Below are 19006 nucleotides of genomic sequence, written 5' to 3'. Positions count from 1 at the left end.
GAGGCCTTGTGCGGCCAACTGGCCCGCAAGGCCTTGCGAAGCGTTGATGTCCGGTGCAAAAGCGCGGCCATGCTGATCATCAACGACCTATCGCTCCGCATGGCCGGACGCCTGCTTCTCGACCATGCCTCGCTGACCTTGCCAGCCGGCACCAAAGCCGGCCTCGTCGGCCGCAACGGTACCGGCAAGACGACGCTGTTCAAGGCCATTACCGGCGATTTCCCGTCCGAGACAGGCTCGATCAGCCTGCCGAAGAGCACCCGCATCGGCCAGGTGGCGCAGGAAGCGCCAGGCACCGAGGATGCGCTGATCGAGATCGTGCTCAAGGCCGATCTCGAACGCACGGCGTTGCTCGAAGAGGAAAAGACGGCGACCGATCCGCACCGCATCGCCGACATCCATATGCGGCTTGCCGACATCGACGCGCACTCAGCCGAATCCCGCGCCGCCACCATTCTCGCCGGCCTCGGCTTTGATGACGCTGCGCAACGGCGTCCGGCCTCCTCCTTTTCCGGCGGCTGGCGCATGCGCGTGGCGCTCGCCGCGGTGCTGTTTGCCGAGCCCGATCTGCTGCTGCTCGACGAGCCGACCAACTATCTCGATCTTGAAGGCACGCTGTGGTTGGAAAACTACGTGTCGAAGTATCCGCACACCGTGCTTTTGATCTCGCACGACCGCGACCTGCTCAACCGCGCCGTCAACTCGATCGTTCACCTCGATCAGAAGAAGCTGACCTTCTGGCGCGGCGGCTACGACCAGTTCGAGCGTCAATACACCGAGCAGAAGGAATTGCAGGAGAAGGGCCGCGTCAAGCAGGAAGCCGCGCGCAAGCACATGGAATCCTTCGTCGAACGGTTCCGCGCCAAGGCCTCCAAGGCGAGACAGGCACAGTCGCGCATCAAGGCACTGGAAAAGATGAAGCCGATCGCGGCCCTCGTGAACGACTCGGTGCGGCCGTTCTCCTTCCCCGAGCCGGTGAAGACGGTGGCCTCGCCGATCGTGGCGCTGAACAACGTCAATGTCGGCTACACCGAGGGGCAGCCGATCCTTAAGAAGATGACGCTGCGCATCGACGCCGACGACCGCATCGCGCTGCTCGGCGCCAACGGCAACGGCAAGTCGACCTTCGCCAAACTGCTGTCCGGCCGGTTGAAGCAGGAGAGCGGCACCATGACGGTGGCGCCCGGGCTGAAGGTGGCGATCTTCGCCCAGCATCAGCTCGACGATCTGCGGCCGGACGAAAACGCCTACGAGCATGTCCGCCGGTTGATGCCGGAGGCGCCGGAATCGAAGGTGCGCGGCCGCGTCGCCCAGTTCGGCCTCACCACCGAGAAAATGAACACCGCCGCCAAGGATCTTTCGGGCGGCGAGAAGGCGCGGCTGCTGATGGGCCTGTCGGCCTTCGAGGGGCCGAACCTGTTCATCCTCGACGAACCGACCAACCATCTCGACATCGACAGCCGCGAATCGCTGATCCATGCGTTGAACGAATTCCCTGGCGCCGTCATCCTGATCTCGCATGATCGCCATCTGCTCGAGGCAACCGCCGACCGGCTGTGGCTGGTCAAGGACGGCGCGGTCAACCCCTATGACGGCGATCTGGAAGACTACAAGACGCTGGTCACCGGCGTGTCCGGCGACCGCCGCGGCAAGCGCGAGGCGGAAAAGGCGTCAAAGGCCGACCGCCGCCGCGATGCGGCCGCGCGCCGCGCCGCCTTCGAGCCGCTGGCCAAGGAAATCCGCGCCACCGAAGCGCTGATGGACCGCATCCGCAAGCGCATCGACGGCATCGAGGACGAACTGTCCAATCCGGCGGTGTACGAAAAGGATCCCTCGACGGCGACCCGGCTGGCCAAGGAGCGCTCGCAACTGGCCCAGACGCTGGCCGGCCACGAGGAAAAGTGGCTGTCCATGTCGGCAGAGTATGAGGAAGGCACGGCGGAGTGATTACGCAATCTCCCCACAGGTGGGGAGATTGGCTAATCATCTGGCCCTACACGCGCCCTTTGAAACCCGCTAGTCTTGCCGCATGAACCAGCACGCCAAGCTCAGAATCGGCCATTCCGCCTGTCCGCATGATTGCCCGTCGACCTGTGCGCTCGAGGTCGAACTGCTCGACGGCAATCGGATCGGCCGCGTCCATGGCGCCAAGTCCAACAGCTACACCGCCGGCGTCGTCTGCGCCAAGGTTGCGCGTTATGCCGACCGCGTCCACCATCCCGACCGTTTGCTGAAGCCGCTGATCCGCGCCGGCGCTAAGGGCGACGGCGCCTGGAAGGAAGCGAGTTGGGAGGCCGCGCTCGACCTCGTCGCCGAAAAGTTCATTGCGGCCGAGGAGAGGTACGGCTCGGAGACGATCTGGCCCTACTACTATGCCGGCACGATGGGGCTGGTGCAGCGCGACGGCATCGACCGGCTGCGCCACGCCAAGAAATATTCCGGCTTTTTCGGGTCGATCTGCACCAATCTCGCCTGGACCGGCTGGATGATGGGCGCCGGCGCCTTGCGCGGGCCGGACCCGCGCGAGATGGCGAAATCCGATTGCGTGGTGATCTGGGGCACCAATGCGGTGGTGACCCAAGTCAACGTCATGACCCACGCCATCAAGGCGCGCAAGGAGCGCGGCGCCAAGATCGTCGTCATCGACGTCTACGAAAACGCGACGATGAAGCAGGCCGATCTCGGCCTTGTGCTGAAGCCAGGCACCGATGGCGCGCTGGCCTGCGCGGTCATGCATGTGCTGTTCAAGGAGGATATGGCCGACCGCGCCTATCTCTCGAAATACACCGACGACCCGAGAGGGCTGGAAGCCCATCTCGAGACGCGCACTCCGGCGTGGGCGGCCGGGATCACCGGCTTGACGGTCGCCGAGATCGAGGCCTTCGCCCGCCTCGTCGGCACGACCAAGAAGACCTATTTCCGCCTCGGCTATGGTTTTGCACGCCAGCGCAATGGCGCCGTCAACATGCATGCCGCCTCGTGCATCGCGGCTGTCACCGGCAGCTGGCAATATGAGGGCGGCGGCGCCTTCCATTCCAATTCCGGCATCTTCAAGCTCAACCAGGATGTGCTCGAAGGCATCAAGATGCGCGATCCCTCGATCCGCTATCTCGACCATTCGCGCATCGGCCCGGTGCTGACCGGTGCCAGCGATGCGCTCTATGGTGGCCCGCCGGTGACGGCGATGCTGATGCAGAACACCAATCCGGTGAATGTCGCGCCGGAGCAGCGGTTGGTGACGCAAGGCTTCCTGCGCGACGACCTGTTTACCTGCGTGCACGAGCAGTTCATGACCGACACGGCCAAGCTTGCCGACGTCGTATTGCCGGCCACGATGTTCCTCGAGCACGACGATGTCTACAAGGGCGGCGGCAACCAGCACATCACGCTTGGCCCCAAGCTGATCGAGCCGCCGGAGGGACCGCGCACCAACCACTTCGTCATCGAGCAATTGGCTGATCGCCTCGGTGTCGCCGACCGTCCGGGTTTCGGCCTGACCGAGCAGCAGCATATCGACATCATCCTGGGCAAGCGCGGGCTGGGCAGTTTCGAAAGCTTGAAGCAAGACAAATGGGTCGACCTGCAGCCGGATTTCGAGGCAGCACACTTCATCAACGGATTTGGCCACGCGGATGGAAAATTCCGCTTCCGCGCCAACTGGACCGGGCAGGCGGCGCCCAACCGGCCGCCCAAAAGCATGGGCCTGTTCGGCCCGGTGGCGCGGCTGCCGGAATTCCCCGACCATGTCGACCTGATCGAGGTCGCCGACGAAGCCCACCCGTTCCGGCTGACGACGTCGCCGGCGCGCAACTTCCTCAATTCGACATTCTCGGAAACACCGGTGTCGAAAGCCAGGGAGGGCCGCCCGGAACTGCTTCTACATCCCGACGATGCCGCGGCACTTGGGCTGGCCGATGGCGACCGTGTCGAGGTCGGCAACCAGCGCGGCGAAGTCGTGCTGCATGCAAAATTGTTCGACGGCATCAAGCGTGGCGTGGTGATCGCCGAAGGCATCTGGCCAAACAGCGCCCATGAGCGCGGCGAGGGCATCAACGTTTTGACCGGCGCCGACGCGCCTGCACCCTATGGGGGTGCTGCCTTCCACGACAACAAGGTCTGGCTGCGCGCGGCAAGGTGAGAGAACTCAGATGCTCTCGCGTCAAATTATACCGGCAGGGCTTCGGCCACCTTCTTTCGGTTTCGCCTAAGACTGATGTCGTCGGCGATCTGCTCGGCCTCGATCGAGATTTCGCGCAGCAATCCGGTGACCGGATTGTGAAAGCCGATGAGATAGAGGCCAAGCTCTGAAGCCCTCGCATTGACGCCGCTGCGCTCTGGCTGAACACCGGGCTCCAGCAATTTGGCGTAGCCGGGCCGGAAGCCTGTGGCGAAGATGATCGCGTCGAACTCGCCATGCCTGCCGTCGGTAAAACGGGCGCCTTGTTCGGTGATCTCGGCAATGTCGGGTGCGACCTTGATCGCGCCTTCGCGTATTTTGCGCACCGTGCCAATATCGATCGTCGGAATGCGCGACGAGAGCGCGATCTGCTGCAGCATTCCTTGCTGCGGCCGCCTGAGCCCATATTTCCCGAGCCTGCCCAACGCCAGATCGAGGATGATGGGAAACAAGGCATCGTTGATGCGCTGCGGCATCAGGCGCGCCGCCATGCCGATCATCTGGATGGGCACGCCAAGCAGTTCGCGCGGTACGATATGAACGCCGCCGCGCACCGAAATCGTCGGCCGCGCACCGCCTTCCACCAGATCGAGCGCAATCTCGGCGCCGGTATTGCCCATGCCGACGATCAGCACCGGCCGGCCGGCGAAAGGCATTGCGTTGCGATAGTCGGCGCTATGCAGCTTTCGGCCCTTGAAGGTATCGGCGCCGGCAAATCCGGGCATCAGCGGCTCTGCGTTGTTGCCAGATGCAATCACAACGTTTGAAGCATGCAAGGGGCCGGTCGTCGTATCCACGAGCCAGCTTCTGCCCCGCCGGGTGATCGCCCGCACTGTTTCTCCAAATCGCGGCCTCAGATCGAAACGTTGCGCATAGGCATCGAGATAGTCGACGAAGAGATCGCGCGGCACATAACGCGGATAGTCCCTGGGAAAGGGCGCGAAGGGCAGCGAGGAAAAGCGCTTGGCCGTGTGCAAATGGACGCGCTCATAGTGGCGTCGCCAGGCGGGTGCGGCCTGCTGCTCCTTTTCCAGCAGGACGAAATCCTGCCCGCTCTGCCGCAGGCACGCGGCAATGGCCAGGCCCGCCGGCCCGGCACCGATGATCGCAACTGGGGTGGTGTCGTCCAAGCGCGCCTCCGCGGCAGAATTCACAGCCCGAGAATGTCAAAAACATGGTGGGAAAGTAAAGGCCTGCCGCGCGACAAATATTTAGACAGGCAAAGGCACCGTCAACCCTACCTTGACCCGGTCCATGGCAACGAACGTGCGGAATTTGCGGACATTGTTGCTGTCGAAGAACAGTTTTCGCGTCAGCGCCTCATAGGCGCCCATGTCGGCCACTGCGATGACCAGGATGAAATCGGCCTCGCCGGTGACATAGTAGCATTGCTGGACTTCAGGGGTCGCCGAGAACTGCCGCTTGGCCGCGTCGATCAGTTCGGCGCGTTCGCTCTCGAGTTCCACCTCGACGAAGATGGTGATGGGTTGGCCGACCGCTGCCGGCTCGACGACAGCGACATTGCCGGCAATAACGCCGGTCTGCTCCATGCGCTTGATGCGGCGCTGCACCGCCGGCGCCGACAGGTTCACCGCCTCGCCGATCAACCGCTGCGGCGTCGTGTTGTCGCGCTGCAGGATGGCAAGGATGGCGAGATCGAAACTATCGAGCGAGGACGGCAATGCAGGCAATGGAATATCCTGGACGAAACAAACTTGCATTTAAGAGACCATATTACAGCGCTCTTTGCGTTGCTCCTGCAATATGTTCTCGCTGACCAACGGGACCGGCCAATGTTCCTGCTCAACCGCAACGCATCGCACCGCCGGCCGCTCGATCCGATCGATGCCGAAACCCTTGGCGTGGCCGGAGCCGACACGGTCGAGCGTTTTCTCAGCCACCGCGACAATCACCGGATGACGCCGCTGCATGCGCTGCCGGCGCTCGCCAGCGAATTCGGACTGGGCGCCATCCATACCAAGGATGAGGGCTTTCGCCTCGGCCTCGGCAGCTTCAAGGCGCTTGGCGGCGCCTATGCCGTCTTCCGCCTGGTGCTGGAGGAGGCCGGCAGTCGCCTTGGCCGGCTCCTCGATGTGGCCGATCTCGATCGGCCTGATGTGCGGGCGGTCGCCGCGGCGATGACATTTGCCTGTGCGACCGACGGCAACCATGGCCGCTCCGTCGCGCAAGGCGCGCAACTCGTCGGCGCGCGGGCGGCGATCTTCGTCCACGCCGGCGTCAGCGAGGAGCGCATCGCGGCGATCGCCCGCTATGGCGCCGAGATGATCCGCGTCCACGGCAATTATGACGATTCGGTCAGGCAAGCTGCCCAGGTTTCGGCCGACAAGGACTGGACTGTGGTCTCCGACACCTCGTGGCCGGGCTATGAGCGCATTCCCGGCCTGGTCATGCAGGGCTATACCGCGATCGTACGCGAAGCCTTGCGCCAACTCCCTCGGACGCCGACCCACGTCTTCGTGCAGGCCGGTGTCGGCGGCATTGCCGCCGCGCTGGCCGGTCATCTGGCCACCGTGCTCGGTGACGCCAGGCCGACCTTCATCGTGGTCGAGCCGGCGCGTGCCGCTTGTGTTTTTGCAGCCGCCCAGGTCGGGCGCCCGGTCAAGGTCGCGCACGGCCAGCCGACGGTGATGGCCATGCTTGAATGTTACGAAGCCTCGCCGGTCGCCTGGCGGGTGCTGGCGCGCGCCGCCGACGCCTTCATGACGGTGGATGAGGACGAGGCCATCGCGGTGATGCGGCGGCTGGCCTGGCCGGCCGGCGGTGACCCGGTGATGGTCGCCGGCGAAAGCGGTGGTGTCGGCCTTGCCGGGCTGATCCGGGCGGTGGCCGACAACCGGGCCGATCTTGGACTTGACGGCAAATCGCGGGTGCTGGTGATCAACACCGAAGGCGCCACCGACCCGCATCGCTACGCCGAACTGGTTGGCATGAGCCCGACCGATGTGCTGGAAGGCAAGATGACAGCCGAGGCAACGGCATGATCGCCATCGATGCGCAGCGCCTGCTCGGCCGCATTCGCGAACTCGGCGCTGTTGGCCGGGATGGCGAGGGCAGGCTGACCCGGCTGGCCGCCTCAGACACCGACAGGCAGGGCCGCGACCTCTTCGTCGGCTGGCTTCGGCAGGCCGGGCTCGATGTCGCCATCGACCGGGTCGGCAACATTTTCGGCATCTGGCAAAACCCGGAAATTACCGGGCAAGCGCCGCTGCTCATCGGCTCGCACATCGATACCGTCATCGATGCCGGCATTTATGACGGCTGCTACGGGGTGCTTGCCGGGCTGGAAGTGATCGAGACGCTCAAGGCGACGGGCTTTTCGCCGTCGCGCCCGGTCGCGGTCGCCGCTTTCACCAATGAGGAGGGCGTACGCTACACACCCGACATGATGGGCTCGCTGGTCCACGCCGGCGGCATCGATGCCGAAACGGTGCTGGCGGCCGTCGGCACCGACGGCAGCGTGCTCGGGCAGGAGCTTGCCCGCATCGGCTATGCCGGCGACCGGGAGCCCGGCTTCCTCACGCCGCACGCCTATCTCGAACTGCATATTGAGCAAGGGCCGGTGCTGGAGCGCGAAGGCTTGCCGGTCGGCGCGGTGGAGAATCTGCAAGGCATCTCCTGGCAGCGCATCACCATCGACGGCGTCGCCAACCATGCCGGCACCACGCCGATGTCGATGCGCAACGATGCCGGCCACGCCGCCGCCCGGGTCATCACCTTCCTGCTCGACCGGACCAAAGCCTCGAACGCGCCGACCGTCGCCACCGTCGGCACGATCCGCTTCGAGCCGAATGCCATCAATGTCATCCCTTCGCGCGCGGTCTTCACCGTCGATCTGCGCGATCCCGACGAACAGCGCCTGCAGGCGGCGGAAGCGGCGCTTGCCGCCTATCTCGAGCAGCTTGCCGCCGCTGAGAACGTGACGGTTTCGGTCGAGCAACTGGCCCGCTTCGAACCGGTGATCTTCGACCTGCGCATCGTCGAACAAATCGAGGCCGCCGCGAAACGCCGTGGCCTCGGGGTCAGGCGCATGACATCAGGCGCCGGCCACGACGCGCAGATGCTGGCGCGTATCGCGCCTGCGGCGATGATCTTCGTGCCGAGCGTTGGCGGCATCAGTCACAGTCCGCGCGAACACACCGATGACGCCGAGCTTGTTGCCGGCGCCAACATCCTGCTTGATGTGGCCGCGCAACTGGCAAAGTAGGTCAGAAGGGGCAGAAGCAGAAGGGGCAGAAGAATGTCTGAACTCGATCGCGACGCGCTGAAGCAGGAGATGATTTTCTGGCGGCGCGATCTGCATGCGCATCCCGAATTCGGTTTCGAGGAGAAGCGTACCGCAGCCTTCGTCGCCGCCAAACTGCGCGAATTTGGGTTGGACGATGTCACCGAAGGCGTCGGCGGCACCGGTGTCGTCGGCACGCTGAAGCGCGGCAGCGGCAACCGGGCGATTGCGCTGAGGGCCGACATGGATGCGCTGCGCATATCAGAACAATCGGACGCATCTTACCGGTCCGGCAATCCCGGCATCATGCATGCCTGCGGCCATGACGGCCACACCACCATGCTGCTCGGCGCGGCAAAGCTGCTGGCCGGTGAGGGCGGTTTCGACGGCATCGTGCGCTTCGTCTTCCAACCGGCCGAGGAATGGGGCAGGGGTGCGCTCGCCATGCTCGACGATGGGCTGATGCAGCGCTTTCCCTTCGACGAGATCTTTGGCCTGCACAACATGCCCGGCCTGCCGATCGGGCATTTCGAGACCTGTGCCGGACCCATAATGTCGGCCGAGGACAACTTCGAGATCGTGCTCAAAGGGCTCGGCGGCCATGCCGCGCGGCCGCATGCGGGCAACGAAACGCTGGTCGCCGCCTGCGCGCTGGTAACCAATCTGCAGACCATCGTCTCGCGCCGGCTGAGTCCGGCCGACATATCCGTGGTTTCGGTGACCGAGCTGATCACCGACGGCACCCGCAACGCTCTGCCCGGTCTTGCCCGCATCCTCGGCGATGCGCGCAGCTTCCGTCCCGAGGTCAGCGCCGAGATCGAGCGGCAGATGCGCATTATCGCCGAGGGCATCGCCGCCGCCTACAATGTCACCGCCGAGGTCAAGTACAGCAGGGAGTTCGTGCCGCTGCGCAACGATGCCGAACTGGTCGATGCCGCATTCGCCGCCGCCAGAGGCGTCTTCGAACCCGGCAACATCGCCGTCGCCCGCGAGCCGATGACCGCCTCCGAGGATTTCGCCCGCTTCCTCGACCGTGTGCCGGGCTGCTTCGCCTTCCTCGGCAATGGCGAGGGTTCGGCGCCGCTGCACAATTCCAGCTACGACTTCGACGATGAGGGGCTGTTGTTCGGCACGAATTTCCATGTCGCGCTGGTCAGGCAAAGGCTCGCGGCCGGGAGATGATCGCGGCGTCACGATTGTCAAACATGCGTATCGCGAGCCGGATATGGGTAGAGTCGCGGGCAGATACGCTGTTAACAAAAACAATGTTCCGATGACGCAAGGGAAAGACTCAGCTAGCCTTACTGTGCGGCGGACCTAATTATCCGCTTGGCCGGCGCTTCACTCCTCCCAAGCGGCGCCGGCCTTCTTCTCCAAAAGTTCGTCCGGGACGCCACAGCGGGTTGCGGCAGCACGCGAGCCTCGCAAAGGCCAAGTTCCGCCTCCGGTTGCCTCGAGAATGCATCGGGAGCGCCGGCGAAACCGCCCTCCATCTTCGACTGCGCGCGTGGACGATTGGCAAGGGAACCAAAGGCTGTTTCTACGGTTGGTTCTGCTCCAAAGGAGTGTTGCACCATGTTCCGTCTGCTCGTCGCCGGCGCCTTCGCCTATGTCACTTATCGCATCGCCAGGAAGATGGTCGAAAACGTGCCCGATACGGTCGACCCGCTGCTGTTGCCGCCGTCGCAACCCGATCGCGAGACCTTGCGACGGCAGTCGGCCGACATGGGTGTCGATCCGCAACGCTAGCCGCGATCCCTTCTCTTCAGACCGGCCCCAGTCCTGCATGGGTTAGGTGTGCCCGCATCGATGTTGCGAACAAAGCAGAAACGATGCTTGATGGGCGATGAACCTCGCCACCGCTGATTCGACCTTTCGGGAACCGACCGTCCAGCCTGCCTATCTCGCGCGGCTGAACGATGCCCAGCGCCAGGCCGTCGAGCACGGCGCCGGTCAGATCGCCGGCCCGTTGCTGGTCATTGCCGGCGCCGGATCTGGCAAGACCAACACGCTGGCGCATCGCGTCGCTCATCTGATCGTCAAGGGCGCCGACCCGCGCCGCATCCTGCTGATGACGTTTTCGCGCCGCGCCGCATCCGAAATGGCCAGGCGCGTCGAGCGTATTGCCGGCGAGGTGCTCGGCCGCGATGCAGCCGTCATCACCGATGCGCTGACCTGGGCCGGCACCTTTCACGGCATCGGCGCGCGGCTGTTGCGCGACTATGCGCTGGAGATCGGTCTCGACCCGGCCTTCACCATCCATGACCGCGAGGATTCCGCGGACCTGATGAACCTGGTCCGCCACGAGCTCGGCTTCTCGAAGACGGAAGCGCGCTTCCCCACCAAGGGCACTTGCCTTGCCATCTATTCGCGCGCCGTCAACGCGCAGGCGCCGCTCAACGAGGTGTTGGGTTCCGCCTTTCCCTGGTGCGCCGGCTGGGCGGAGCAGCTGAAAGAATTGTTCGCCGGTTATGTCGAGGCCAAGCAGGCGCAAAACGTGCTCGATTACGACGATTTGCTGCTCTACTGGGCGCAGATGGCGGCGGAGCCCGAGATAGCGGCGCATCTGGGCGGGCGTTTCGACCATGTGCTGGTCGACGAATACCAGGACACAAATCGCCTGCAGGCTTCGATCCTCATGGCGCTGAAACCCGACGGCGCCGGGCTAACGGTGGTGGGCGACGATGCGCAATCGATCTATTCGTTCCGCGCCGCCGAGGTTCGCAACATCCTCGACTTCCCCAATCAGTTCGCGCAAGCCGCCGACGTGGTGATGCTGGAGCGCAATTACCGCTCGACCGAGACCATCCTTGCTGCCGCCAACGCGGTGATCGGCGAAGCCTCGGAGCGCTTCACCAAAAACCTGTGGTCGGAGCGCAAATCCAGCGACAGGCCAAAACTGGTGACCGTGCGCGACGAAGTCGAGCAGGCCAATTTCGTCTGCGACACCATCCTGGCCGAGCGCGAGGCGGGCACAGCGCTGAAATCCCAGGCGGTGCTGTTTCGCGCCTCGCATCACAGCGGGCCGCTGGAGATCGAACTGACGCGGCGCAACATTCCCTTCGTCAAATTCGGAGGCCTGAAGTTTCTCGATGCCGCCCATGTCAAGGATGTGCTGGCGGTGCTGCGCTTTGCCGAAAATCCGCGCGACCGTGTCGCCGGTTTTCGCGTATTGCAACTCTTGCCTGGCATCGGCCCTTCGGCCGCCGCGCAGATCGTCGAGACCATGACGACGGCGCTGGACGAGGCCATGGGGCTGGCCGGCTGGCGTCCGCCGCAACGCGCTGCCGATGACTGGCCTGGCTTCGTCTCGCTCTATTCCGGCCTGCGCGCCGCCGCCAGATGGCCGGCCGACCTCGAACAGATCAGGCTGTGGTACGAGCCGCATCTGGAACGCATCCACGAGGACGCGACGACGCGCCGGGCCGACCTGTTGCAACTTGAGCAGATCGGCTCGGGCTATGCCTCGCGCGAGCGCTTCCTGACCGAACTGACGCTCGATCCGCCGGACGCCACCAGCGACCAGGCTGGGCCGCCGCATCGCGACGAGGATTATCTGATCCTGTCGACCATCCACTCGGCCAAGGGCCAGGAGTGGAAGAACGTCTTCGTGCTCAACACCGTCGACGGCTGCATCCCGGCCGATCTCGGCGTCGGCACCAAGGAAGACATCGAGGAGGAGCGCCGGCTGCTCTACGTGGCAATGACGCGGGCCAAGGACAATCTCAACCTGGTCATGCCGCAGCGTTTCTTTCCACATGGCCAGGCGGCGCGCGGCGACCGCCATCTCTATGCCTCGCGCACCCGTTTCATCCCGGCTTCGATCCTTGCCGCATTCCAGCAGGTGTCGTGGCCGAGCGCACAGGCAGCACAGGGCAGGGCAGCCCGGCCGGAGGTGCGCGTCGACATCGGCGCGCGCATGCGCGGCATGTGGAAATAGCCGAGGCCATGCCGCAGCCGCCGATCAGGATCGCCATCGCCGGCGCGCTCGGCCGCATGGGCCGCCAGATGACGGACGCCGTGCGGGTCGATCCACGGCTGGCGCTCGCTGCGCGGTTCCATCGGCCCGGCGCTGTCGGCGATGGGCTGGTCAGCCGCGAGGAGGCGCTTGCCATGGCCGATGTGGTCATCGACTTCACGACGCCGGCGGCCTCGGTCGACCTGGCCAGGATTTGCGCCGAGCGCGGCGGGCCGGCCCTGGTCATCGGATCGACCGGTTTCGATGCGACTGAATTGGCTGCGATCGCCGACGCCGCGAAAACGATTGCCATCGTGCGCTCCGGCAGCTTTTCACTCGGGCTCAACATGCTGGTCGGACTGGTCGAGCAGGCGGCGCGGGCACTCGACCCCGATGACTGGGACGTGGAGATTGTCGAGGCGCATCATCGCCACAAGGTCGATGCGCCATCGGGAACGGCGTTGATGCTGGGGCATGCCGCAGCCGGCGGACGCGGCATTGATCTGGAGACGGTCGCAAGGCGTGCACGCGATGGCGCCATTGGCGCGCGGCCTCCCGGTGAGATCGGCTTCGCGGTGGTGCGTGGCGGCAGCATCGTCGGAGAGCACAGCGTGAGCTTCTGTGCCGAAGGCGAGCTTGTGACCTTGTCGCATGCGGCCGGCGACCGCGTCATGTTCGCCCGCGGCGCCATTGCCGCCGCGCTCTGGCTCGAGGGACGCCCGCCCGGCGAATACGACATGCGCGACGTTCTCGGTTTCGGCGCTCCGTGACCGGCAGCCACAACGGATTCCATTTCAACGGCCGTTAAAACGACTGAAAGCCAGCTGAAAGCTTGGGCGTGCCATGAAGTCATTACGGCGTTCGCCGTGTGACCGGTGCGGGAGCGGCCGGTAAGGAGGAATGCGGCGCAGCCGGGATGGCGCGCCGCCCAAGTGGAGGAAGTTTCGTGACCGGTTTCATCTCGAAGTGCGCCCTGCGCACAGCGGCGCTAAGCCTTGCTATTGCAGCCACAAGCGCCACGGTGGCTTCGGCTGCCGACAAAATCACCATCATCGTCGGCGGCATGGAAAAGCAGATCTATCTGCCTGCCGTGCTCACCCAGCAGCTCGGCTACTTCAAGGACCAGGGGCTCGATGTCGAACTGCTCAACTCGCGCGCCGGGGTCGAGGCCGAAAATGAACTGCTGGCCGGTGCCGTCCAAGGCGTTGTCGGCTTCTACGATCACACCGTCGACCTGCAGTCGAAGGGCAAATACATCCAGTCGATCGTCCAGTTCAGCCAAGCGCCTGGTGAGGTCGAGCTGGTCTCCGCCAAGCACCCGGAGATCAAGTCGCCCGCCGATTTCAAGGGCGCCACGCTCGGCGTCACCGGTCTCGGCTCCTCGACCGATTTCCTGACCCAGTATCTTGCCGTGCGCAGCGGCCTGAAGCCCGGCGACTACACGCTGCTGCCGGTCGGCGCCGGCAACACCTTCATCGCCGCTGTCAAGCAGGACCAGATCCAGGCCGGCATGACCACCGAGCCGACCATCGCCAAACTGCTCAAGACCGGCGAGGCAAGCATCCTGGTCGACATGCGCACGCCCGAAAAGACCAAGGAAGCGCTGGGCGGCGACTATCCGGCGGCGTCCTTCTATGTCCAGTCCTCCTGGCTCGAAGGCCACAAGGATGAGGCACAGAAGCTCGCCAATGCCTTCGTCAAGACGATGAAATTCATCGCCACGCATTCGGCCGAAGAGATCGCCGACAAGATGCCGAAGGATTATTATGCCGGCAACCGGGACCTTTACGTGCAGGGGCTGGCCGGCGGCAAGGCGATGTTCACGCCGGATGGCCGCATGCCGGCCGATGGTCCGCCGACCGTGCTCAAGGTTCTCTCGACATTCTCGAAGAGCCTGCAAGGCAAGCAGATCGACCTGTCGAAGACCTACACGACCGAATTCGTCGACGCCGCCAAATAGCGGCGCCAGCCTACCACTCGTTGAATAACAAGGGCTTGCGCCGGCTGCTTGAATCAAGAAAGCAGCGGCGCGGCCTCCCGAACACCTGGAGATCCGTGGCACTGCCGCGGGCTCCCTTGCCCCATTGCGACAGGAGTGCGCCATGCAAGTGCAACCCATGGCGGCCGAGAAGCTGTCTCAGGCCGCGCCACAAGCCGACGCCGCGATCGCCATCGATGATGTGACCTTGCGTTTCGTCACGCCCGACGGGCACATGATGACGGCGATCCGCGATTTCACGATGACCGTGGCGCGCGGCGAGTTCGCCTGCGTCGTCGGGCCGACCGGCTGCGGCAAGTCGACGACGCTCAACCTGGTCACCGGCCTGTTGCGGCCGACGACCGGCAATGTCCGCGTCATGGGCACGCCGGTCACCGATATCAGCCGGGACATCGGCTTTGTCTTCCAGGCGGATGCGCTGTTTCCCTGGCGCAGTGTCATCGACAATGTCGCCGCCGGTCCACTTTATCGCGGCACGCCAAAGGCGCAGGCCTACGACCGCGCCCGCGACTGGATCGCCCGCGTCGGCCTCGGCCGCTTCGAGAAGCACTATCCGCACCAGCTTTCGGGCGGCATGCGCAAGCGCGTCGCGCTGGCGCAGACCTTCATCAACCAGCCCAAGATCCTTTTGATGGACGAGCCGTTCAGCGCGCTCGACATGCAGACGCGCACCGCCATGCAGGACGAATTGCTGGATCTGTGGTCGGAGCAGAAATCCTCGGTTGTCTTCGTCACCCACGACCTAGAGGAGGCGGTGGCGCTGGCCGACAAGGTCTATGTGCTCACCGCTGGGCCGGGCACGGTCAAGAGCGTCTACCGCATCGACCTGCCGCGCCCGCGCGTCATGGCCGACATCCGCTACGACCCGAACTTCGTCGAGATCGCCAAGGTGATCTGGAACGATCTGCGCGAGGAAGTGCAGCTCGGCCAGAGCCGGACCTTGCAGACCGGACATTGAAAGGAGAAACAGCATGACCGCAATCTCTCCGACCGCCAACCAGGCCGCCGTCCGCGATGCTTCCATCGCCGTTGCCGAAGCCCGGGCGAGGGCAAGGCTGCGCCGCCGCCACGCGCTTGTCATCTCCTTGCGCCTGGCGATCCTGGTCGTCTTCCTTGGCCTGTGGGAACTCGGCGCCGACTACAACATCATCGACCCGTTCTTCTTCGCCAGCCCTTCTGGCATCTGGCAGCAGATCTGGTCGTGGATCACCGAAGGCACCTCGCAAGGCCCACTCTGGCTGCAGATCTACGTGACGCTGGAGGAAACCTTCCTCGGCTTTGTCATCGGTGCCCTTGGCGGCATCGCCGCCGGCATCATCCTCGGCCGCAATCGGCTGTTGGCGGATGTCTTTTCGATCTACATCAAGATCGCCAATTCGGTGCCGCGCGTCGTGCTCGGCTCGGTGTTCATCATCGCGCTCGGCCTCGGCATGGCGTCCAAGGTGGCGCTTGCCGTGGTGATGGTGTTCTTCGTTGTTTTCGCCAACGCCTTCCAGGGTGTGCGCGAGGCCGACAGGGCAATGATCGCCAATGCCCAGATCCTTGGCGCCTCGCCGTTCCAGATCACCCGCACCGTCATCATTCCTTCGGCGATGAGCTGGATCCTCGCCAGCCTGCATGTCAGCTTCGGCTTCGCGCTGGTCGGCGCGGTGGTCGGCGAGTTCCTCGGCGCCAAGCAAGGCATGGGCCTGCTGATCTCGACCGCGCAGGGCGCCTTCAACGCCAATGGCGTGTTCGCCGCGATGATCATCCTGGCTGTCATGGCGCTGGTGGTGGAGTTCATCATCACCCGCTTCGAGAACTATGTCGTGAAGTGGCGGCCGGCGCCGTTCAACGAGCAGGGAACGTGATCGGTCAGACCAGGGGCAGCCTGACCGGTCAGGCCAGCGGCAGCCTGACCTCAACCAACAGACCGCCGGCCGCGCCATCCCCAAGGGTGACGCGGCCGCCGGCATTTTCGACGACCTCGCGTACAATGGCGAGTCCCAGCCCGCTGCCTTCCTCGGTCGAACCGGCAATACGGTAGAAGCGCTCGAAGACATGGTCTCGCTCGTCCGCCGGAATGCCAGGCCCGTCGTCGGCGACCGTCAGCACGGCTTCGCCGTCGATGGCCGCCAGCTTCACCGTGACACTGCCCTCAGCCCGGGAGTAGCGCAGCGCGTTGTCGACGAGGTTGACGATCATCTCGCGCAGCATGGTGCCGTCGCCGATGACCGGAACGGGGCCAGCCTCCTCGAGGCCGAGATCTATTTTGCGATCGATGGCCGTTGGCGCCAGGGTTTCCAGCACGTGCCGGGCGGCTTCCGCCAGGTCAATGCGGTCGGCGCGCGGCCGCCGGCTGCCTGGCTCGGCGCGTGACAGGGTCAAGAGCTGTTCGGCCAGCCGCGCCAGTTTACCGGAACTCGCCTGCAGCGCCACCAGCGCCTCCTGGCGGGCATCGGCGGCACTTTCGCGAAGCGCATAGCTTGCCTGTGTCGACAGCAGCGCCAGGGGCGTGCGCAGCTGGTGCGCCGCATTGGCGATGAAGCGGCGTTGCGCCGCCATCTGCGCCCGCACGCGCTCCATGTAGGCGTTGAGGGCGTCGATCAGCGGGCGGATCTCGCTTTGCGCACCGGGCACTTCGACGGGGTCAAGGTCGCTGCGGTTTGGCGAGCGTACCGCATCGCGCAGCCGGATCAACGGCGCCAGGCCGCGACGCAAGCCGAGCAGCACGAACACGCCGGCAATCGCCACCAGCGCCAGTTGCTGGGCAAAGGCGCTGAACCAAAGCTGTTTGACCATGGCGTCATGGCCGGCAAGGGTGACGCCCACGGTGACTGATATTGGCGAGTCGTTGCCGGCGCCGATCACCGCATGGCCAAGGGTCAGGAGCCGCAGCTGGTGATCGCGGTAGGCGGCCTCGACACTGGCATGCTGCGGCGCTTCGGGCAGGTCGGGATATCCGGTCAGCAGCCGCCCGCCGGCTGTCTCGACGCGATAGTAGACGCTGTCGCGGTCGCCGGTGTCGAACATCTCGATCGCCGCCGGGGGCACCGTGGCATCGAGCACGCCGTCGACCATGGCGACCTGCTCGGCAATCGCCCGCGCCGATCCGACGAGCATCCGGTCGGCGACCAGGTCCGCGGTCGCCAGTGCGTTGCGCTGGCTGGTCCACAGGTTGATGGTCGCGAGCCCGGCAAGCGGCAGCACCACCCATGCCAGCAATTGCAGGCGGAGGCTGTTGATCCTCATGGCGCCAGGATCGTCACGGCGCCAAATCGTCTTGGCGCAAGAGGTAGCCGAGACCACGCAGTGTGGCGATCTGGACCCGCGACCCTTCGAGCTTCTTGCGCACGCGGTGCACGTAGATCTCGATGGCGCTGGGATCGGCGTCGGTCTCGAAATCGTAGATCGCGGCCGACAATGCCGCCTTGCTCACCGTGCGTCCGGCCTTGACCATCAATTGCTCAAGCACGGCATGCTCGCGCGGTGTCAGCGCCAGCGCCTCGCCGGCAAGCGAAAACAGCCGCGTGTTGGTGTCGAAGACGAGATCACCGCAGGCAACGACCGGCGCGGTGCGGTCATTGGCACGGCGCAATTGCGCGCGGATTCGTGCTTCGAGCTCTTCGATCTGGAAGGGCTTGGCCAGATAGTCGTCGGCGCCCTCATTGAGGCCCTTGACCCGGCCGTCGAGACTGGCGTTTGCGGTCAGCACGATCACCGGCACCCGGTTGCCGCGCGTCCGCAACATTCGCAGCACCTCCAGCCCGCTCATGCGCGGCAGCGCAAGGTCGAGGATGACAAGCGCGTGGTCACCGGCGGCGAGCGCGTGTTCGACATCCTCGCCATCATGGACGATGTCGACGACATAGTTCGCCTGACGCAGGGTCTTGCCCAGCCAATCCGCCAGCTCGCGATTGTCTTCTACAAGCAGCAACCGCATTTCTATCGCTGTCCTGGGGTGCAGGTCACCCGGATTTCCGCCACTTCTTCAACTGGCGCCGCCAAGTCGCGCCCGATTGATGATCGTGCACAAGCGATAATCTCGATCCAACCGCAAGGCAAATGGAGGAGATCCAGAAGTTCAGATGGTGCGCAATCGCCTCAAACCGAACCGTTCAGTTCGATTTCTGTTGACGCACTGTGTAGCAGATGGTGAACGCCGGCCTGGCGAGCGGTCGCGCCTGGTGATGGGCGTTATCGATTAACCGTCTGATTTCAAACAGTTAAATTATGACCGCCGAGGCCCTGTGTCAAATTTCAAGGCCTGGATTCGAGCCGCGGGGGAACATCTTCGTGATTGGAATCCGCGGCAGGGCGAGCCCATCTCGGGGTGGTCCGAGCGACGCGAAATTCCTCCCAAGGGCACGCCACTAGACGGACATGACAAATACTGGAGTAATTAAAATGACCAAGATCGCTCTTACCGCCGCCGCCATCCTCGTTGCCACGGGCACTGCTTTTGCCGGCAGCGACAATTATGGCTCGGCCAACGCCAATCAGCCTGCCGTCGCTGTCGACCATTCGATCACCGCTTCGGTCTCCAAGTCGACGCAGACCGTCCAGGCTCCCGCTTCGCAGGGCGCTGACCGCAACCTCTTCGGCCGCTAATCGCGACTGCCGATATCGACCCAAACTTGAACTCAGGAG

General features: G+C 64.5%; 16 protein-coding genes. 12 read left to right on the top strand and 4 right to left on the bottom strand.

Annotated elements, in window-relative coordinates; all coding sequences use genetic code 11:
• Positions 1-69: 69 nt before the first annotated feature.
• Together EN955_RS21395 and EN955_RS21390 are read left to right on the top strand one after the other, a co-directional pair.
• A complete protein-coding gene (locus EN955_RS21395) occupies positions 70-1947 on the top strand; it encodes an ABC-F family ATP-binding cassette domain-containing protein (protein WP_024504287.1) in 1878 nt (625 codons plus the stop codon).
• An 82-nt stretch (positions 1948-2029) separates the two neighbouring features.
• On the top strand, positions 2030-4138 hold the full coding sequence (locus tag EN955_RS21390) for a molybdopterin oxidoreductase family protein (protein WP_024504286.1): 2109 nt from the start codon (positions 2030-2032) through the stop codon (positions 4136-4138).
• A 26-nt stretch (positions 4139-4164) separates the two neighbouring features.
• Here the strand turns inward: EN955_RS21390 and EN955_RS21385 are convergent, their stop codons facing one another.
• On the bottom strand, positions 4165-5307 hold the full coding sequence (locus EN955_RS21385) for an NAD(P)/FAD-dependent oxidoreductase (RefSeq protein WP_024504285.1): 1143 nt from the start codon (positions 5305-5307) through the stop codon (positions 4165-4167).
• Positions 5308-5388: 81 nt separating this feature from the next.
• Positions 5389-5898 carry an Lrp/AsnC family transcriptional regulator gene (locus tag EN955_RS21380; RefSeq protein ID WP_050580486.1) on the bottom strand — a complete coding sequence of 170 codons (510 nt, stop codon included), beginning with the start codon at positions 5896-5898 and terminating at the stop codon, positions 5389-5391.
• 72 nt (positions 5899-5970) lie between these two features.
• Between EN955_RS21380 and EN955_RS21375 the strand changes: the two genes are divergently transcribed.
• The 9 genes from EN955_RS21375 to EN955_RS21335 all read left to right on the top strand — a co-directional run bounded on the left by EN955_RS21375 (position 5971) and on the right by EN955_RS21335 (position 16227).
• Entirely contained in the window at positions 5971-7179 is a 1209-nt protein-coding gene (locus EN955_RS21375; RefSeq protein WP_024504283.1) for a diaminopropionate ammonia-lyase, read from the top strand.
• Positions 7176-8402 (top strand): Zn-dependent hydrolase, encoded by a 1227-nt coding sequence (locus tag EN955_RS21370; RefSeq protein WP_024504282.1) that lies wholly within the window; start codon positions 7176-7178, stop codon positions 8400-8402. Before EN955_RS21375 ends, EN955_RS21370 begins: the two co-directional genes overlap by 4 nt.
• 33 nt (positions 8403-8435) lie before the next feature.
• Positions 8436-9602, top strand: coding sequence for a M20 aminoacylase family protein (locus EN955_RS21365; protein ID WP_024504281.1), 1167 nt, complete (start codon positions 8436-8438; stop codon positions 9600-9602).
• Positions 9603-9995: 393 nt separating this feature from the next.
• Positions 9996-10169, top strand: a complete 174-nt coding sequence (locus EN955_RS21360) for a hypothetical protein (RefSeq protein ID WP_013532459.1) — start codon at positions 9996-9998, stop codon at positions 10167-10169.
• A 97-nt stretch (positions 10170-10266) separates the two neighbouring features.
• Positions 10267-12360, top strand: coding sequence for an ATP-dependent helicase (locus EN955_RS21355; protein WP_024504280.1), 2094 nt, complete (start codon positions 10267-10269; stop codon positions 12358-12360).
• Between the two features lie 8 nt (positions 12361-12368).
• On the top strand, positions 12369-13148 hold the full coding sequence (gene dapB, locus EN955_RS21350; RefSeq protein WP_024504279.1) for a 4-hydroxy-tetrahydrodipicolinate reductase: 780 nt from the start codon (positions 12369-12371) through the stop codon (positions 13146-13148).
• A gap of 203 nt (positions 13149-13351) precedes the next feature.
• Positions 13352-14338, top strand: coding sequence for an ABC transporter substrate-binding protein (locus EN955_RS21345; RefSeq protein WP_245265360.1), 987 nt, complete (start codon positions 13352-13354; stop codon positions 14336-14338).
• A 142-nt stretch (positions 14339-14480) separates the two neighbouring features.
• Positions 14481-15335, top strand: a complete 855-nt coding sequence (locus EN955_RS21340; protein ID WP_013532455.1) for an ABC transporter ATP-binding protein — start codon at positions 14481-14483, stop codon at positions 15333-15335.
• A 13-nt stretch (positions 15336-15348) separates the two neighbouring features.
• The gene (locus EN955_RS21335; protein WP_013532454.1) at positions 15349-16227 is read left to right on the top strand and encodes an ABC transporter permease; all 879 of its coding nucleotides are present in this window, start codon (positions 15349-15351) and stop codon (positions 16225-16227) included.
• 28 nt (positions 16228-16255) lie between these two features.
• Here the strand turns inward: EN955_RS21335 and EN955_RS21330 are convergent, their stop codons facing one another.
• Positions 16256-17608: a sensor histidine kinase gene (locus tag EN955_RS21330; RefSeq protein WP_024504277.1), complete on the bottom strand. Its 1353-nt coding sequence runs from the start codon at positions 17606-17608 to the stop codon at positions 16256-16258.
• A 13-nt stretch (positions 17609-17621) separates the two neighbouring features.
• Entirely contained in the window at positions 17622-18299 is a 678-nt protein-coding gene (locus tag EN955_RS21325; RefSeq protein ID WP_024504276.1) for a response regulator, read from the bottom strand.
• A gap of 464 nt (positions 18300-18763) precedes the next feature.
• On the opposite strand from EN955_RS21325, the gene EN955_RS21320 reads away from it, so the two are divergent.
• Positions 18764-18967: a DUF680 domain-containing protein gene (locus tag EN955_RS21320; protein WP_013532451.1), complete on the top strand. Its 204-nt coding sequence runs from the start codon at positions 18764-18766 to the stop codon at positions 18965-18967.
• The last annotated feature ends 39 nt before the right edge of the window (positions 18968-19006 follow it).

It is taken from the genome of Mesorhizobium sp. M7A.F.Ca.CA.001.04.2.1, from assembly GCF_003998485.1.
GTDB classification, from domain to species: domain Bacteria; phylum Pseudomonadota; class Alphaproteobacteria; order Rhizobiales; family Rhizobiaceae; genus Mesorhizobium; species Mesorhizobium ciceri.
This window is presented reverse-complemented; position numbering and strand designations above follow the sequence as displayed.

What these genes read in the sequence shown, in the direction of transcription:
- EN955_RS21395 (WP_024504287.1), top strand. Translation starts at nt 70, where the DNA reads ATGCTGATCATCAACGACCTATCGCTCCGCATGGCCGGACGCCTGCTT.
- EN955_RS21390 (WP_024504286.1), top strand. Translation starts at nt 2,030, where the DNA reads ATGAACCAGCACGCCAAGCTCAGAATCGGCCATTCCGCCTGTCCGCAT.
- EN955_RS21380 (WP_050580486.1), bottom strand. Translation starts at nt 5,898, where the DNA reads ATGCAAGTTTGTTTCGTCCAGGATATTCCATTGCCTGCATTGCCGTCC.
- EN955_RS21375 (WP_024504283.1), top strand. Translation starts at nt 5,971, where the DNA reads ATGTTCCTGCTCAACCGCAACGCATCGCACCGCCGGCCGCTCGATCCG.
- EN955_RS21370 (WP_024504282.1), top strand. Translation starts at nt 7,176, where the DNA reads ATGATCGCCATCGATGCGCAGCGCCTGCTCGGCCGCATTCGCGAACTC.
- EN955_RS21365 (WP_024504281.1), top strand. Translation starts at nt 8,436, where the DNA reads ATGTCTGAACTCGATCGCGACGCGCTGAAGCAGGAGATGATTTTCTGG.
- EN955_RS21360 (WP_013532459.1), top strand. Translation starts at nt 9,996, where the DNA reads ATGTTCCGTCTGCTCGTCGCCGGCGCCTTCGCCTATGTCACTTATCGC.
- EN955_RS21355 (WP_024504280.1), top strand. Translation starts at nt 10,267, where the DNA reads ATGAACCTCGCCACCGCTGATTCGACCTTTCGGGAACCGACCGTCCAG.
- dapB (WP_024504279.1), top strand. Translation starts at nt 12,369, where the DNA reads ATGCCGCAGCCGCCGATCAGGATCGCCATCGCCGGCGCGCTCGGCCGC.
- EN955_RS21340 (WP_013532455.1), top strand. Translation starts at nt 14,481, where the DNA reads ATGCAAGTGCAACCCATGGCGGCCGAGAAGCTGTCTCAGGCCGCGCCA.
- EN955_RS21335 (WP_013532454.1), top strand. Translation starts at nt 15,349, where the DNA reads ATGACCGCAATCTCTCCGACCGCCAACCAGGCCGCCGTCCGCGATGCT.
- EN955_RS21330 (WP_024504277.1), bottom strand. Translation starts at nt 17,608, where the DNA reads ATGAGGATCAACAGCCTCCGCCTGCAATTGCTGGCATGGGTGGTGCTG.
- EN955_RS21325 (WP_024504276.1), bottom strand. Translation starts at nt 18,299, where the DNA reads ATGCGGTTGCTGCTTGTAGAAGACAATCGCGAGCTGGCGGATTGGCTG.
- EN955_RS21320 (WP_013532451.1), top strand. Translation starts at nt 18,764, where the DNA reads ATGACCAAGATCGCTCTTACCGCCGCCGCCATCCTCGTTGCCACGGGC.